Source organism: Streptomyces coacervatus (assembly GCF_029223485.1).
GTDB classification, from domain to species: domain Bacteria; phylum Actinomycetota; class Actinomycetes; order Streptomycetales; family Streptomycetaceae; genus Streptomyces; species Streptomyces coacervatus.
Genome location: NZ_JARHTP010000023.1, coordinates 149,331 through 164,813, shown reverse-complemented (window position 1 = coordinate 164,813; position 15,483 = coordinate 149,331). Strand labels below are relative to the sequence as shown.

Here is a 15,483-nt window from a genome sequence, read left to right as displayed (position 1 = left end):
CCTCGGAGTCACCACCCGTGGCCGAACCACGCCTCATGCTCACCGCACGGGTCTCCCCTATGCCAAGGCTTCCGCAATCACCGCGGTCTTCTGGATCGTCAAGGTGCTCACGAACGGTCTGGGGGACCGCTGGATCACCGGCCGGCCAGAATCGACGACGCGGCAGTGCAGCACCAGGCGAGATGGACCGGCCGGGCCGCGTGACCCTGAGGTGCGCGTACAACCAATCCCCCAGGTGGATGGTCTTCTGCACGCCCGGACTCCAAAAGCGGAGGTCCGGCCGACCGTCCCTGGAGAACCATGCACATCCGTACGGCCGCGGCCGCCACCGTCGGCAGCCTGGCGCTGCTCAGCCTCCTCGCGCCCGCCGCGCAGGCGGACGACCACAAGGGCGACACCGTCTTCACCTCGGTGACCTTCAGCAGGACCACCGTCAACGTCGGCATCAGCCGGCCCCAGACGCTGACCGTCACGGCCACCGCCAAGGACGATTCCGGCATCAGGATGATGGCCGGCCTCAAGCTGGTGAGCTCCGACAGCCGCATCCAGTACGCGAAGTCGGTGACCTGCACGCGCCCCACGTCGACGACCATGAAGTGCATCTGGTCGTACAGCCTGGAGCCCGACCGCACCGACTACGCCGACCTCCGCAACAGCTCGGCCGGCACCTGGCACCTCGACATGGAGGCCGCTGCCTACGACGGCGACTACTACACGCTCGACAGCAGCGCCACGATGAAGATCAAGCGCTACGCCAAGCTGGCGACGGCCCAGGCGACACCCGAACCGGTCGCCAAGGGCGGAACGCTGACGGTGACCGGTGCCCTGACCCGAGCCGACTGGAACACCAACACCTACACCGGCTTTGCCGCCCAGAAGGTCGCCCTCCAGTTCAAGAAGTCCGGTGCCTCGACGTACACCACCGTCAAGACGGTGACCACCGACAGCACGGGCAAGCTGAAGACGACGACCACAGCGAACGCCTCCGGCACCTGGCGCTGGCACTTCGCGGGAACGGGGACGACCAGCTCGGCGACCGCGGCGGGGGACGGGGTCGCGCTGAAGTAGGGCCCTTTTCGACGCAGCCGACGGCAGGGGGTGGCTGACCGACCCCAGGGTCAGCCTCGCCCACCCGAACCCGGCGATAGCGCTTGTCGCGCCGAGGCCTCGACGCGTTCGTCGCGATGCGATGGGGCTATAGGGCATGGCCGTGGGGGCCCGACCAAGGTGCACACCTCGACAACCCAGTGGTCCACCAGCGCGTCACTACCTGAGTGAAGACGCGGTCAGGCGGGCTGCCACAGCTCGACCCGATTGCCCTCAGGATCGGTGACCCAGCCGAATCGACCGACTCCCTCCATGTCCTGCGTCTCCTTGGCCACGTCCGCCCCCTTGGCGCGCAATTGCGCGAGCATCGCATCCAGGTCGCGGACCCGGAAGTTGAGCATGGTCTGCTGGGCGGGGGACCCGAAGTAGTCGGTCTCGGACTCGAACGTCGCGAACACCGTCGGCCCGACGCCCTGACGCCACAGTCCGTTCGCATCGGCGTCCAGGCCCAGGCAATCGCGATACCACGCGCTCAGGGCCGCCGGATCGGCTGCCCGCATGAAGTAACCACCGATTCCAAGAACACGTTCCATACCGCCATCTTGCCAGGACGGCGATCGGGCAGGCGGGCACCACTCTGCGGCGGTGGGGGCGCGCAGTCGGTGCGTAGCCCTCGCCCAGTTGCGCTTTCCCCGACCGTTCGTCGGAAAAGCAAAATCCAGCAACCTGGCCTGGCACTTTCACTCGCAACGAAATCCACCGGTGAGCTGGCCGGAATCGCGGAAGGGACGGGCGTCGCTGACGCGGTTCCATGGCGGTCAGGAGCGATCGGGCGCCGTCGGCACGGTCACCAGCTTGTGGCCGAAGCAGCGCACGATCTCGATCACCGGTGTCCACGGTGAGGCCGCCCGGAGATCCTTAGCACCGGCACCCGGCTGGTCTCCCGGATGCGGCGCACCAGGCTGACCCCGTCGAGGCGGGTCAGGGTGACGTCCAGCGCCTGGTGAGGAGGCCGGACGAGCATGTCGCGGTCAGCGCTCGCGCGCATGCTCGTCCGGCCGCCGGGAGCGGTGGGACAACGCGGTGGGACAACAGCGAGTGAGGCGTATGGCTGTGCTGTTGGCCGGGCCCGATGGGACAGCCTGCATCCCTCAGATTCGGTCCGCCGCGATCAGCAGGTAGTGGAAGCTGCCCTCCTTGTAGGCCGTGAGGAAGGGGTCCTCGACGCCCGTGACCAGCGAGGACTTGGCGCGCAGCTCCCAGTAGGGGATGGTCGCGTCCGTGAGGTCGACGACATTCATCGGGACCAGGCCGTTCGCGGCCATGGCCTTGAAGTAGGCGCTGCGCGGGTGGATGTTGCAGGTGTAGTGCTCGTCGATGCGGCTGACGGCCTTGGAGCGGCCGCCCGTCACGTCGTTGTAGCAGCCCGTGATGACTACGTAGCGGCCGCCGAAGGCCAGTTGGCGGGCGTGCTCGGCGAAGAGGTCGAACAGGTCGACGTACATGGTGGACTCGTTGTTCCAGATGCCCTGGAACGCGCCGGTCGGCAGGCCGGTGTCCAGCATGTTGCGGAAGTGGTAGCGCACCTTGTCGTCCACACCCCGCTTGCGGGCCTGGGCGTTCGCGAACTCGACCTGGGCCTCGGAGATGGAGACGCCGTCGACCTGGCAGCCGAAGCGGGCGTTGGCCATGATGCTGGTGCCGCCGCGGCCGCATCCGGCGTCCAGCAGGCGCTGGCCGGGGGCGATGGGGCCGAGGTGGTCGAGCAGGACGTCGGCCTGGGCCGACTCCAGGCGGTGGAGTTCGGCGATGATGCGCTGGTCCCGGGTGTCCTCGGGGCCGGCCAGGGCGGAGGGGTCGTAGTCGCCGATGCCGTAGTGGTGGTGGTAGAGACCGTCCACGTCGCCCAGGCGCAGGTTGACAGGGTTCTTCTCGGCGTTCCAGTAGTCCGCCACGGACTTCTGGTATGCGGTGCGCAGGACGGGGGCAGGGGTGGTGGTCATGAGGGTGGATCTCCTTGCGGTGTGCGGAAGTCAGGAAGTGGTGGAGGCGTAGCGGCGGCTGCCGCTGTGCCATGCGCGGTTGCCGCCCAGCCAGGCCCACACCCCGGTGAGGAAGCGGCGCAGCTGAGGTGAGCCGGTCAGGGCCAGGGCGGCCGCTTCGGTCTCGAAGGTGCGGACCAGTTCGTCGTGGATGGCCGCGCTGCGCTCGATCGCCTCGCGCGGAGTGCAGCGCTCCTCGGCGGCGATCACGGTCGGCAGGTTGAACTCCACGCTGTCCGAGTGGTGTTCCTTCGCCATCGAGTAGAGGTCGTTGACGAGCGTGGCGGCCGTGGACGCCATGGTCACGGCACGGCGGACGCGCGGATCGGCGTACTCGGCGGCGGGCAGTACATAGCCGCCCACCATGTCGGTCATGGCCACGCATGGGACGAAACTGTTGATCTGACGGTGCGCCAGGTACTCCCAGACGGCGGGCATCCGGCCCTGGGAGCGCCAGGACCCCTCCTGCCCGTAGCCCACGAACAGCACCGCGACCTCGTGGCGCAGCCGGGCCAGTTGGGACCAGTCCGCGTACCGGGCCATGTGTGCGAAGGCCGAGCGCAGTGCGGTCCGCACCGGGTCGTCCTGCATGGCCTTCTCCACGGCGGGAACGTAGCGGAGCGGAGGGTGGGCGGGGTCGATGGCCGCGTAGGCGACGCCGAGCTGCGCGCCGAGCAGCGCCGGCGCGGAACCCATCGTCTCGTCGTCGCAGTAGTAGTCGTCGGTGGCCCACTCCGCCAGGGCGCACTTGCCGGCCGCCAGCAGGCGGTCCGGGTCGTCGGTGTCGGGGTGCGCCAGCATCATCAGGCGCCCGAAGTCCGCCGCGCGGACGCGGTCGAGGCGGCCGGCGTAGAGGCCGATCTCCTCGGCCCATGCCAGCAGACGGGCGTTGACCTCCTCGGCGAGCGCCGGGTCGTCGCGCAGCGGGGGCGGGCAGTACAGCTCGGGGACCCCGGTGCCCTCGACGTCCTTGCGCCTGGCCGTGATCCGGGCGGCCGACGTGCCCAGACCCGTGGGTCCGGTGGGCAGGGCGGTTCTTTTCGCCGGCCCCTCGGGGCGGGCACCGGGGTGCTCGGCGAGCAGCTCGGACACGAGCCGCGCCACGTCGTGACGGGCCGTGGGCGCCGCGATCCGGGACAGCAGTGACACGGACTTCTCCTTACGACGGCGCGCCGAAGACCTCGACGTTCTCCAGAACGCCGAGCGCGTCGGGCACGAGGACGGCCGCCGAGTAGTAGGTGCTGACCAGGTAGGAGATGATCGCCTGCTCGTTGATGCCCATGAACCGTACGTTCAGGCCCGGCTCGTACTCGTCCGGGATCCCGGTCTGCCGCAGGCCGACGACGCCCTGCTCCCCCTCGCCCAGCCGCATCGCGAGGATCGCGGAGGTGCCCTGCCCGGAGACCGGGATCTTGCCGCAGGGAATGAGGGGGACGCCGCGCCAGGCCGGTACGGGGTGCCCGCCGACCTCGGCGGTGTCGAACGCGAGACCCCGCTTGTTGCACTCGCGGCCGAACGCGGAGATCGCCTTCGGGTGGGCGAAGAAGGCTTTCGTCCCGCGCCGCATGCTGAGCAGCTCGTCCATGTCGTCCGGGGTGGGCGGGCCGGAGTGGGTGGAGATGCGCTGGCTGTGGTCGGCGTTGTGCAGCAGCCCGAAGTCGGGGTTGTTGACCAGCTCGGACTCCTGGCGCTCGCGCAGGGCCTCGACGGTCAGCCGCAGCTGCTGCTCGACCTGGTCCATCGGGTCGTTGTAGAGGTCCGCGACCCGGCTGTGCACCCTGAGGACGGTCTGCGCGACGCTCAACTCGTACTCACGGGGCCGGAGTTCGTAGTCCACGAACGTGCCCGGCAGCACCGGCTCGCCGGAGTGACCGGAGGCGAGGCCGATGGCCGCCTCGCCCTTCTTGTTCCGCGGCCGTGCCCCTTCGGCCTGGTTCCGCCGGACGTGGGCCCGCAGCCCCTCGTGCCGGGCCGCCACCTCCTCGTACGCCTCCCGGGGCAGCGCCAGCACCGTGCACGCCGTCAGCGTGCGAGCCGTGAACTCCCATGTGCCCGGCTGCTCGGCGACCATCTGCCCGCCGAGGAACCCGCCGTCGGCCAGCACGCCGCGCCGGGTCTCCTCGCCGTACTGGCCGGGCGCGAGTTTCTCGACCTTGCCGTGCGCGATCAGGTAGACGTGGTCGACGGCCCGGCCCTGCCGGGCGATCACCTGGCCGGGCTCGTACTCCTGCTGCTCGCACCGCTCGGCCAGGGCCCGCAGCACCGCCTCGTCGCCGAAGCCGCGCAGCAACGGCAGTTCGCCCAGCTCGGCGGGGACGACCTTGACCGCGGCGCCCTCCTGGACGAACGTCACCCGGCCGTCCCCTATCTCGTACACCAGCCGCCGGTTGACCCGGTACGTGCCGCCCTTCACCTCCACCCAGGGCAGCATCCGCAGCAGCCACCGCGAGCTGATGCCCTGCATCTGCGGCACGGTCTTGGTGGTGGTCGTCAGGTTCCGAGCGGCGGCGATCCCAAGACTGAGCTGTGCCCGGCCTGGTGATTGGTCGGGCTGCTCCGGCTGCGACATCCTGGTCCCTTCGTATGGGCCTTCGTATGGGCTTATGGGCGCGTGCATCAAGAAGGAGCCCGCACCGGGCCGGTCGGCCCGTGAGGCTCCTGCGGCGCAAGTGAATCAAAGTCAAATGATGTTGGTCGAGACGGCCGGGGGAATGATCGACATGTTTGCGCCACCGGATGCACAGGGAGCACACCCTGCCCACCCGGCTTCTTTGACGGGTCAGGGGCGGCCGATATGCCCGCTGTGTCGCGATAACCGCGCGAGGACCGCATTCCGAGAAGGCGCATCCGGGGTCGCGCACGAGCCCTGATGCCCGAGCGGCTTCGCGAGCGAGGTGGCCGATAGCAGTAGTGCGACGCGCACATGGGACGCTCCCCTCCCACCCAAGTGCGCCGCCGCGTCTTCGTAGTCGATCAGGGCGTTTTCTCGCCACATGTGCACTTCAAGCGCCCGCCGGATGCGCCTTTGCAAACCTGGTGAATGAGGAAACGCTTCTCCTGCAGGCCGCCGTCCCATTCCGTACTTCCTGAACGGTGAAGAGCGGGACACCCACCCCCGCCCGGCGACCGGAGGGAGTGTGCCGCATGGCACAGAACGCGGAGTTGTCCGCCACCCGTCCGCTGCTGGAGACCCTCGCCGACCCCCACGATCTGCAACGCCTCCCACCGGACCTGCTGCCCCAACTGGCCGACGAAATCAGAGGTTTCCTGATCGAGAAGGTGTGCGCGAGCGGCGGGCATCTGGGCCCGAATCTGGGGGTGGTGGAGCTCACCCTCGCGCTGCACCGGGTCTTCGATTCCCCCCGGGACGCGATCGTGTTCGACACCGGGCACCAGGCCTACGTGCACAAGCTGCTCACCGGCCGCCGGCACCGCTTCGATTCACTGCGGAGCAGACAAGGCCTGTCCGGTTATCCGTCCCGGGCCGAGTCGGTGCACGACCTCGTGGAGAACTCGCACGCGTCGACCGCGCTGTCCTACGCGGACGGGTTGGTCAAGTCCCGTGCCCTCAACGGGGAGCGGGACCGCGCGGTGGTCGCCGTCGTCGGAGACGGCGCGCTGACCGGTGGGATGGCCTGGGAGGCGCTCAACAACCTCGGGGCGGCGGCGGATCGTCCCGTGATCGTGGTGGTCAACGACAACGGCCGGTCGTACGCGCCGACCGTGGGCGCGGTGGCCGCGCAGCTGGACCTGCTCAGACGCGGCGAGGGGGCGGCGGTCTGCCGCAACCTCTTCACCGACCTCGGCTTCGGCTACTTCGGTCCCGTGGACGGTCATGACGCCGTCGCGGTCGAATCCGTACTCCACCGGGCCCGTGACCTGCGCCGTGCGGTGGTGGTGCACGTCGTCACAAGCAAGGGTCGAGGGTACGCGCCTGCGGAGCTGGACACGGCGGAGCGGCTGCACGCCGTCGGTGTGCTGGACCCGGCCACGGGACGGCCACTCGGCACGGCGGCCAAGTCGTGGACCGGCGTCTTCGGCGAGGAGCTGCTGAAGCTGGCGGCCACCCACGAGGACATCGTCGCGATCACGGCGGCGATGCCGGGCCCGACCGGGCTGACGGCGATGGCCGAACGGTTCCCCGAGCGGGTCTTCGACGTCGGCATCGCCGAGCAGCATGCCGTCACCTCGGCGGCCGGGCTGGCGATGGGCGGCTTCCATCCCGTGGTCGCCGTCTACGCCACCTTCCTCAACCGGGCCTTCGACCAGCTGCTGATGGACGTGGCCCTGCACCGGTTGTCGGTGACGTTCGTCCTGGACCGAGCGGGCCTCACCGGCCCCGACGGGCCCTCGCACCACGGCATGTGGGATCTGTCGCTGCTGTCGATGGTGCCGGGTATGCGGGTGGCGGCTCCACGGGATCGCGTACGGCTGCGGGCCCAGTTGCGGGCCGCGATCGCGATGCAGGACGGACCGACCGCCGTACGGCTCCCGAAAGGCACCGCACTCGCCGAGATCCCGGCCGTGGCCCGTATGAGCGGTCTGGACATCCTGCGCCGCACCCCGGCGGGCGCCCTCGACGTCCTGCTGATCCCGATCGGGCCGCTGGCGCCCGCCGCGCTGGAAGCCGCCGAGCGGCTGGAGGCGCAAGGGCTCGGCGTCACGGTGGCCGACCCCTGCTGGGTCCTGCCCGTGAACCCCGCACTTGCCTCGCTCGCCGCCCGGCATCGGATGTGGGTCACCGTAGAGGACAACTCCCTTGCGGGAGGCGCCGGTTCGGCCATGGCGCAGGCCTGCCGGGAGACGGGCTCCAGGGCCCGTCAGCTCACTCTGGGCCTGGACCGCGCGTTCGTCGCCCACGGCTCGCGTGAGCAACTGCTGGCCGAGGCGGGGCTGGACTCCGCCGGAATCGCCGGTGCGGTGCTGAACGCCCTGGACATGCCGTCCCGTCCGGCCGCGGTCGCCAGGAGGGCGGGATGAGCGTGGACCTTCCTGTGCCGGGCATTCCCCCGATCTCGGTGCGCCGCCGCACCCGGCAGATCCATGTCGGCCGGGTACCCGTCGGCGGCAGCGCACCGATCAGCGTGCAGACCATGACGACCACGGTGACCGCGGACGTGAACGCCACCCTCCAGCAGATCGCGCAGGTGACGGCGGCGGGCTGCGACATCGTCCGGGTCGCCGTCCCGTCCGCGGACGACGCGGAGGCGCTGCCCCGTCTGGTGGCCAGGTCGCCGATCCCGGTGATCGCCGACATCCACTTCCAGCCCCGCTATGTGTTCGCCGCCATCGACGCCGGCTGTGCCGGCGTACGGGTGAACCCGGGCAACATCAAGAAGTTCGACGACCGAGTGGGCGAGATCGCCCGAGCCGCCGCGCAGGCCGGAGTGCCGATCCGGATCGGGGTGAACGCCGGCTCCCTGGACCCCCGTCTGCTCGCCAAGTACGGCAGGGCGACCCCACAGGCCCTGGTGGAGTCCGCACTGTGGGAGTGCTCGCTGTTCGAGGAGCACGGCTTCCGCGACCTGAAGATCGCGGTCAAGCATCACGACCCGCTCACGATGATCGCCGCGAACCGGCTGCTGGCCCAACGCTGCGACTATCCCCTGCACTTGGGGGTCACGGAGGCGGGCCCCGCCTTCCAGGGCGCCATCAAGTCCGCCGTCGCCTTCGGCGTACTGCTCGCCGAGGGCATCGGCGACACCATCCGCGTCTCCCTCTCCACCGACCCCGTCGAGCAGGTCAAGGCCGGCTGCCACATCCTGCAGTCCCTGGGCCTGCGCCCCCGCAGGCTGGAGATCGTCTCCTGCCCCGGCTGCGGCCGCCTCCAGGTCGACATCCACCGGCTCGCGAGTCATGCCTACACGACGGCCCAGGTGGCTCGTCTGCTGCCCGACGGACCGCTACGGCAGGGAGCTCTGGACTGGCTTCGGCGCCGGCAGCATCTTGACGGTTCTTGGGGAGGCACGGTTCACCATGTCCAGGACCGGCTGGTCTCCACACTGGCAGCGATCGTGACGCTGTCGGAGGTCCAGGAGGAATGGGCCACCACGGCATGCGCCGCAGGGCTGGCCCATGTCCGCCGACAAGCACCGCGCTGGCAGGAGTCCGCGGACGAACTGATCGCGTTCGAGGTCACGGTCCCCCACCTCCTCGATCAGTCGCGTCGGACAGGTCAGCCGCTCCCCTACGAGGACTTTGCCGGGTTGGAGCAGCTCGGCGCGGCGAAGCTCGGTCTCATTTCACCGGACCTGTTCACCACCCGGCCGACCACCCTGCTGTACTCGCTGGAAGCGCTCGGCGCCCCGTACGGCGACAAGGCCAAGAGCGTCGAGACGTTCACGTCGCCCAATGGTTCGCTGGCCAACAGTGTCGCCGCGACCGCGGCCCTGTACCGGCACACCCGCTCCGGCGCAGCGCTCGACTACTTGTCTCGTGCCGCCGCCTCCACGGGTGACGGCGGATTCCCCGAGTGCTTTCCGATCGGCGTTTTTCGAGGACGCCTGGGTGCTCTACCTGCTCGACCGCGCCGGAATCCTGCCTCCCGGCTCCGAGGCCGCGGCGCTCGTCGGGCGTTTGCAGCGGACGGCACTGTCAACCGGGGGCCGCGGTCTGGGAGTCGATGCGGACTTCCCCGTGTCCGACTCCGACGACACCGCCATGGCGGCCATCGTGCTCCATCGTCTGGACGCAGAGGGCGCCGACCTTCTCTCTGCCCTGTTGGCTTTCGAAGGGCCGGATCACTTCTACGGTTTCCCTCACGAGCGCGGTCCCGCGGTGAGTGCCAACGCCCGTGTGCTGGAAGCTCTTTCAACCGCACCCGACCGTTTCGGCCCACAGCGGCGCAAGGCCACCGACTTCCTTCTCGCCACTCGCTCCGACCTGGGCTGCTGGCACGACAAGTGGCATATCTCGCCGTACTACGCCACTGCCCAGGCCGTCTTCGCCCTCGGCTCGGCGATGTCCTGCGAACTGCGGACCACCTATGACTGGCTACTCGGCTCCCAGCACGCGAACGGCTCCTGGGGCTATGGCGACGGCACAGCCGAAGAGACCTCGTACGCGGTGTTGACCCTGGCCGCACTGGAACAGCGCCACGGACCGGCTCCGCAGGAGGTCCAGCTACGTCCCCGCGACTGGCTGGGCAGCCGACTCGACGACGTGTCCCATCCCGAACTCTGGATCGGCAAAGCCCTGTACGCTCCCACGACGGTCGTACGGGCGGCCGTCCTGGCCGGTTTCACGGTCGCTCACCGGGCAGCACAGGGCGCAGAAGATCCTCCCCGTCCGCTCTTCTGGACACGCTTCCCTCAGCAAGTGAGCCCCCACGCCGACAGCGTCGAAGCACACACCCGCGCCTGGCGCGACCGTCACGGCCTGGTCCCGGATCCGATCCGACGAAAACGCCTGGACCGCACATGCGTCGGACGCGAAACCGCAAGGGCCTTTCCCCACTCGTCGCACGACATGCTCACTCTGGCCGCAGACGCCTTCACGTGGCTCACCGCCTTCGACGACATGCACGCGGAAGCCGTCGGTCGTGCCGATCCCCGCCAACTCGCGCGAACACTGGCCGACTTCACTCGGATCCTCGACCGGACCGGCGCGGTGCAGGGCAACCACCGCGCCTGCGGTGACGGTTTTCCCGCAGCCCTCGCCGAACTCACCGCCCGCGCCGAACGTCTGCTTCCCCGCAGCTGTCTCACCCGGTTCGACTCCGCACTGCGCAGCATCTTCTTCTCCCTGCTCTGGGAGGCTCACAGGCTCTGGGGCGACGAACCCGTCCCCATGGACGAGTACATGACCATGCGACGCCACACGGTGTTCGCCACGATCATCACGGCACTTGTTCCGCGCCCGAGTCACGCACTCCTCACGCCGGACATGCACCGATTGGAAACTGCCGTCCACAACTTGGTCGGCTGGATCAACGATCTCTGTTCCTTCTCCTACGAGCACGGGGCTCGCGGTGCGCCACAGTCGAACCCCTTCTCGCTCCCAGATCTCCTGATGCGCCACACGGATGTCACGACCGACGAGGCTCTCGGACGCGTCACCCGCATGTGCGACGACGAAGCAGCAGTGGCCCACCGCCTCATCAGCCGCCTGGCTCGCTCACCCGACCACGAGGTACGCGCCTGGGCCGATGCCATGGCACAGCTCGTCTCCTCCACCGACTTCCACGTCCGCGTGGGGCGTTATGGATGACCTGCCGACCGTCACCTGCGCCTGGTGGCGGGCTCCGAGGGCTCGGGGCCCGAGGCACGTACCGTGGTGCGGCCCGGTTTGTGGTGGCGGGGTACGACGTCCTGGGGGAAGGTCAGCTGCTGGTTCATCCACTTCAGGGTGGCCGGCATCTCCCGTACCCAGGTCGGGAAGTTGTGGCTGCCGTGGTCGGGCAGGATCGACACGACGCGCATGGGTGCCTTGACGGCCTTGATGAAGGCCAGTGTCTGCGGGTAGCCCTTCTCGCCGTTCTTGCTGTCGGCGACCAGGACGGAGACCTGGGGCGCGGGAAGGTGCTTGAGCCGCCACATCAGGTCGTGCCCGTTGACCCGGTTGACCCGGGCCAGCCCGCTGCCGAAGAGGTTGCCGGTCGTGGGGTCGTCCTTGATCTTGTAGTCGGGCGAGAGGGCGCCGGCCGTCGTGTACACGTGGGGGTTGCGCATCGTCAGCTGCAGGGCGCAGGTGCCGCCGGAGGAGTAGCCCATGACGCCCCAGGAGCTCGCGTCGTGGCCCACCCGGTAGCTGGACTTCAGGGCGTCGGGGAGGTCCTTGGCCAGGAAGGTCTCGGTCTGCGGTCCGCCCGGGACGTCCACGCACTCGGTGTCGCGCGGCGGAGCGATCGTCGGCCGGATCATCACCATGATGGTGGGCTGCATCTGGCCGCTCTTCTGCAGCTCTCCGGCGGTCTGTGACACCCGCAGGTACTGCGCGAGGTTGAAGATGCTGCCGGGGTAGCCGCTGAGCGCGACGATCACCGGGAAGCGCTGCCGGTGGTACGCCTTCTGGAAGTACTGCGGCGGCAGGTAGACGAAGGCCGGGTCGACCACGCCCGTGCGGCGGCCGATGACCTTCACGGACTCCACCCGCCCGTTCACCGCGGGGTTGCCGGTGGGCAGTCCGCTGACCCGGCTCAACTGCTCATCGCCGGCGGGCTGTATCAACGCCCCTTTGACGGAGACGCCGGTCACCGTCCCGTCGCCGTTGTCGGCGGATGCCTGCGTCACACCGACGGGGGCGGTGTCGACGTTGCCGAAGAGTTCGCCCCACGATCCGAAGAACTGGTACGACGAGTTCAGCCAGCACGCGAAGGCCGCGATGAGCGCCACCTGGGTCACTCCGACGGCCGCCAGTCGTCCGAGCACCTGCAACGGAGTCTGCCGGGCGAGCCGTGGCCACAGCCAGACCAGAAGCGCCACGCAAATGGCGGCCAGGACCGCCATCACGTACACGGTCGTCTCGCTGGTCAAACCCATGCCACTCAGTCCTCGATTTCCTTGCCCGCGGTTTTTTCGTCACCCAGAAGGAGGGCTGGGGACCCTTCCGCGTTCCCCAAAGGGTGTTAAAGGGATAAAGGCCGGGCCCTTCCCCGTTTCCGCGGAAGGGCCCGGCATAGACCTGTGCGGCTGTCAGTCGCCGCGAAGGGTCCTGCGGTAGGCGACGCAGTCCTCGTACGCCGGGAGCAGGCCCTGTGCCTCCGCGGCGGCGAGCGTCGGCGCCTGCTCGTCCTTCGGGGACAGCAGCGGCTCGATGCCGGCCGGCCACTCGATGGCCAGGTCCGGGTCGAGCGGGTGGATGCCGTGCTCGCGCTCGGGGGCGTAGCCCTCGGAGCAGAGGTAGCCCACCGTCGCGTCGTCGGTCAGGGCGAAGAAGGCGTGGCCGAGGCCCTCGGACAGGTAGACGGCGTGGTGGGTCCGGTCGTCGAGCCGGACGGCCTCCCACTGCTTGTACGTCGGTGAGCCGACGCGGATGTCGACGATGACGTCGATGATCGCACCGCGCACACACTTGACGTACTTGGCCTGGCTCGGCGGAACATCGGCGAAGTGGATGCCGCGCAAGGTGCCCCGCTTGGAGACGGAGCAGTTGGCCTGCGCCAGGTTGAGGTCCTGGCCGGTCGCCTCGCGGAACTCGGCGCCGCGGAACCACTCGTGGAAGCTGCCGCGGTCGTCGGCGAAGACCTTGGGTTCCAGCATCCAAGCGCCGTCAATGCCCAGTGGTCGCACGTGTTGATCCTTGCTCGCGTGGTTCGGTTACTTCTTCAGAGCCCGGCGGAGCCTGCCCGCCGCGCGGCGGAAGATCGTCGAGTCTACGAGGCGACGGGCAGGGCTGCGCCCCCCGGGGCCCTTGGCCGCCACGCCGGCGGCAGCGGCAGCGCGGCGTTTGACCACTGCACCACCACGGGCGGAGACATCGAGCGCCAGCGGCAGGGCAACCGGCTTGCCGGCTCCGGTCGAGGGCAGGATCAGCTCCAGCCCCCACTGGTCGTCCACCAGCTCACCGAGCGGAAGGCCGGCGCTCAGCTCGGCCTCGCCGGTCGAACGGGCGCTCAGCGTGGCGGGGAGGTCGACCGAGCGCCTGGCCGCAGCGTTCGTCAGCTTCAGGGTTGCCTCGCTCTCGCCCTGGGCGTGGAACGGCATGGCAACGGTGAGGCGTTCGGGGTCCGTTGTCATGGTGACGTCGGCAGGGGCCAGTCCGGCGAACTCGTACGAGATCTTGTTGGTCTGCTGGCCGACGTCGAGCGAGAGGTTGTTGTGCGGGTCGGTCCAGTACGGCAGGACCAAGTGGGCCGGGGAGCCGACAACGGCGGCGCCGCGCCCGCGCCCGGCCTCCTCGCTGCGCACGGAACCGAGGCGGGTCGACTTGGTCCATCCGCAGGAGCTGATGCGGATCAGGACGTCCCAGATGCCCGCATCCAGTCCGGCGCCGTTTGCCGCCGACAGCGGGTCGACCTGCGAGGTGGCTCGCAGCACCTGCCGGAAGTGTCCCTCCCTGCCCTCGACGGCGACCTTCTCCCGCGTGAGCTCGACAGGCTGGAAGAACTCCGCGGCCGTCGCGCGCTCGCGCACGACGAGGTCCACCTTGGACTTGGCCAGCGGGGCGGAGGTGTCCGCGCCGAGCAGGGCGATGGCGTCCAGGCTGGTCTGGGGCAACGGTGGAACGAGCAGGTCTCTCCCGCCGTCGGCCTGGAAGGTGATGGGCTCACCGCCCGACTTGTACTCGGCGGTGAAACCGATCGACAGGTTGCCGTTCTCCCAGCCGAGGCTCTCCAGGACGCCGGAGGGCTTGATCCCCGACTCCCACCGGGCGAACTCCTCGACATCGGCGAGCCGGTCGGCCGCGATCAGGCCGGCGACGATCTGCTGAGTGGGCTGCAGTCCGGCCGCGACTCCAGGTCCGAAGCGCTCGACGACCACCTTGTGGATCTCGTCGAACAGCTCCTGGCGGTAGTCGGCGGGCAGCTTGAGCAGACGCTGCCCGCGCATCCGCTCGACCATCTCGTTGCGCAGCCAGCGGCGGAAGAGGCGGTCGCGCAGCGGGCCGGGCTCGGTGAGCTTCTCGACGACGTCGAGGGCCTCACGGAGGTTCTTGAAGTATCCGACCGGGTCGAAGCGCTGGAAGCCGGCGTTGGAGGCGTCCTCGCGCTTGACGTGGTAGTAGCACAGGTAGTCGCTGAGCACGGCGACGTTCTCGGCCCGCAGGTAGGCCTCGGTGACGAAGACGTGGTCCTCCAGGCGCCGGCGCCCCTCCATGTAGCGGAGGTGGTGCTCGTCCAGGAACGCCTTGCGGAACATCTTGTGCGGGGTGAGGCTGTCGATCAGCGGGGCGTTCTCGACGTTCGCGTGCGGGCGGTTCTTGCGGAACAGCTCCAGCGGGACCGGGCGCCCCTTGCCGGCCATCTTGCCCACGATCACGTCGGCGTTGTTCTGCACGCCGTAGTTGTACATACGTTCCAGGGCTTCGTCGCCCAGCCAGTCGTCGTTGTCCACGAACTGGATGAACTCCCCCTTGGCGGCGGCCATGCCGACGTTACGCGGCTTGCCCGACCACCCGGAGCCCTCCTGGTGAATGACGTGCATGTGCGGGTGCTCGGCAGCGAGCCGGTCCAGAAGCTCGGGCGTCTCGTCGGTGGAGCCGTCGTCGACGAAGATCGCTTCGTACTCGTCGTCGGGCAGGCTCTGACGCAGAAGAGAGGCGATGCAGTCCTCGATGTACTGGCCCGGGTTGTAGACCGGGATGACCACACTCACCTTGATGGGCACGTCTCTTCTTCCGCCTCGGCTACTGGGTAACCTCCTGACCATACGCACGAGGCCGCTGGGTAAACGTTCGATTAACCGCATTCACACCCAATCACAACCTTGCGTGCAAACAGATCACAAAGTGCCCG

11 protein-coding genes and 1 pseudogene are annotated in these 15,483 nt (G+C 69.1%); 4 read left to right on the top strand and 8 right to left on the bottom strand.

The genetic code is table 11. The features are described 5' to 3' along the window. Positions 1-300 precede the first annotated feature (300 nt). On the top strand, positions 301-1,068 hold the full coding sequence (locus P2Q00_RS42240) for a calcium-binding protein (RefSeq protein ID WP_275780059.1): 768 nt from the start codon (positions 301-303) through the stop codon (positions 1,066-1,068). A 218-nt stretch (positions 1,069-1,286) separates the two neighbouring features. Here the strand turns inward: P2Q00_RS42240 and P2Q00_RS42235 are convergent, their stop codons facing one another. The 5 genes from P2Q00_RS42235 to P2Q00_RS42215 all read right to left on the bottom strand — a co-directional run bounded on the left by P2Q00_RS42235 (position 1,287) and on the right by P2Q00_RS42215 (position 5,658). Further along, complete coding sequence (locus P2Q00_RS42235) at positions 1,287-1,640, bottom strand: VOC family protein (protein ID WP_275780058.1); 354 nt, start codon at positions 1,638-1,640, stop codon at positions 1,287-1,289. A 290-nt stretch (positions 1,641-1,930) separates the two neighbouring features. Beyond that, the gene (locus tag P2Q00_RS50875; RefSeq protein ID WP_338059405.1) at positions 1,931-2,095 is read right to left on the bottom strand and encodes a response regulator; all 165 of its coding nucleotides are present in this window, start codon (positions 2,093-2,095) and stop codon (positions 1,931-1,933) included. Between the two features lie 103 nt (positions 2,096-2,198). After that, complete coding sequence (locus tag P2Q00_RS42225) at positions 2,199-3,050, bottom strand: geranyl diphosphate 2-C-methyltransferase (RefSeq protein WP_275780057.1); 852 nt, start codon at positions 3,048-3,050, stop codon at positions 2,199-2,201. 30 nt (positions 3,051-3,080) lie between these two features. Then, entirely contained in the window at positions 3,081-4,238 is a 1,158-nt protein-coding gene (locus tag P2Q00_RS42220; RefSeq protein ID WP_275780056.1) for a family 2 encapsulin nanocompartment cargo protein terpene cyclase, read from the bottom strand. A gap of 10 nt (positions 4,239-4,248) precedes the next feature. Beyond that, a complete protein-coding gene (locus P2Q00_RS42215; protein WP_275780055.1) occupies positions 4,249-5,658 on the bottom strand; it encodes a family 2B encapsulin nanocompartment shell protein in 1,410 nt (469 codons plus the stop codon). A gap of 575 nt (positions 5,659-6,233) precedes the next feature. Here P2Q00_RS42215 and P2Q00_RS42210 point away from each other — a divergent pair. The 3 genes and pseudogenes from P2Q00_RS42210 (at position 6,234) to P2Q00_RS42200 (ending at position 11,297) form a co-directional block, all read left to right on the top strand. Next, positions 6,234-8,069: a 1-deoxy-D-xylulose-5-phosphate synthase gene (locus P2Q00_RS42210; protein ID WP_275780054.1), complete on the top strand. Its 1,836-nt coding sequence runs from the start codon at positions 6,234-6,236 to the stop codon at positions 8,067-8,069. Further along, positions 8,066-8,941: pseudogene (gene ispG, locus P2Q00_RS42205) on the top strand (flavodoxin-dependent (E)-4-hydroxy-3-methylbut-2-enyl-diphosphate synthase); the annotation flags it as partial. The gene P2Q00_RS42210 and the pseudogene ispG, both read left to right, overlap by 4 nt. 499 nt (positions 8,942-9,440) lie before the next feature. Next, positions 9,441-11,297 (top strand): terpene synthase family protein, encoded by a 1,857-nt coding sequence (locus P2Q00_RS42200; protein ID WP_338059407.1) that lies wholly within the window; start codon positions 9,441-9,443, stop codon positions 11,295-11,297. 11 nt (positions 11,298-11,308) lie between these two features. Here the strand turns inward: P2Q00_RS42200 and P2Q00_RS42195 are convergent, their stop codons facing one another. From P2Q00_RS42195 to P2Q00_RS42185, 3 genes are all read right to left on the bottom strand, one after another. Further along, on the bottom strand, positions 11,309-12,568 hold the full coding sequence (locus tag P2Q00_RS42195; RefSeq protein WP_275780052.1) for an alpha/beta hydrolase: 1,260 nt from the start codon (positions 12,566-12,568) through the stop codon (positions 11,309-11,311). A 153-nt stretch (positions 12,569-12,721) separates the two neighbouring features. Next, entirely contained in the window at positions 12,722-13,318 is a 597-nt protein-coding gene (gene rfbC / locus P2Q00_RS42190; protein ID WP_275780050.1) for a dTDP-4-dehydrorhamnose 3,5-epimerase, read from the bottom strand. Positions 13,319-13,345: 27 nt separating this feature from the next. After that, positions 13,346-15,355, bottom strand: coding sequence for a glycosyltransferase family 2 protein (locus tag P2Q00_RS42185; RefSeq protein ID WP_275780048.1), 2,010 nt, complete (start codon positions 15,353-15,355; stop codon positions 13,346-13,348). Positions 15,356-15,483: the final 128 nt, after the last annotated feature.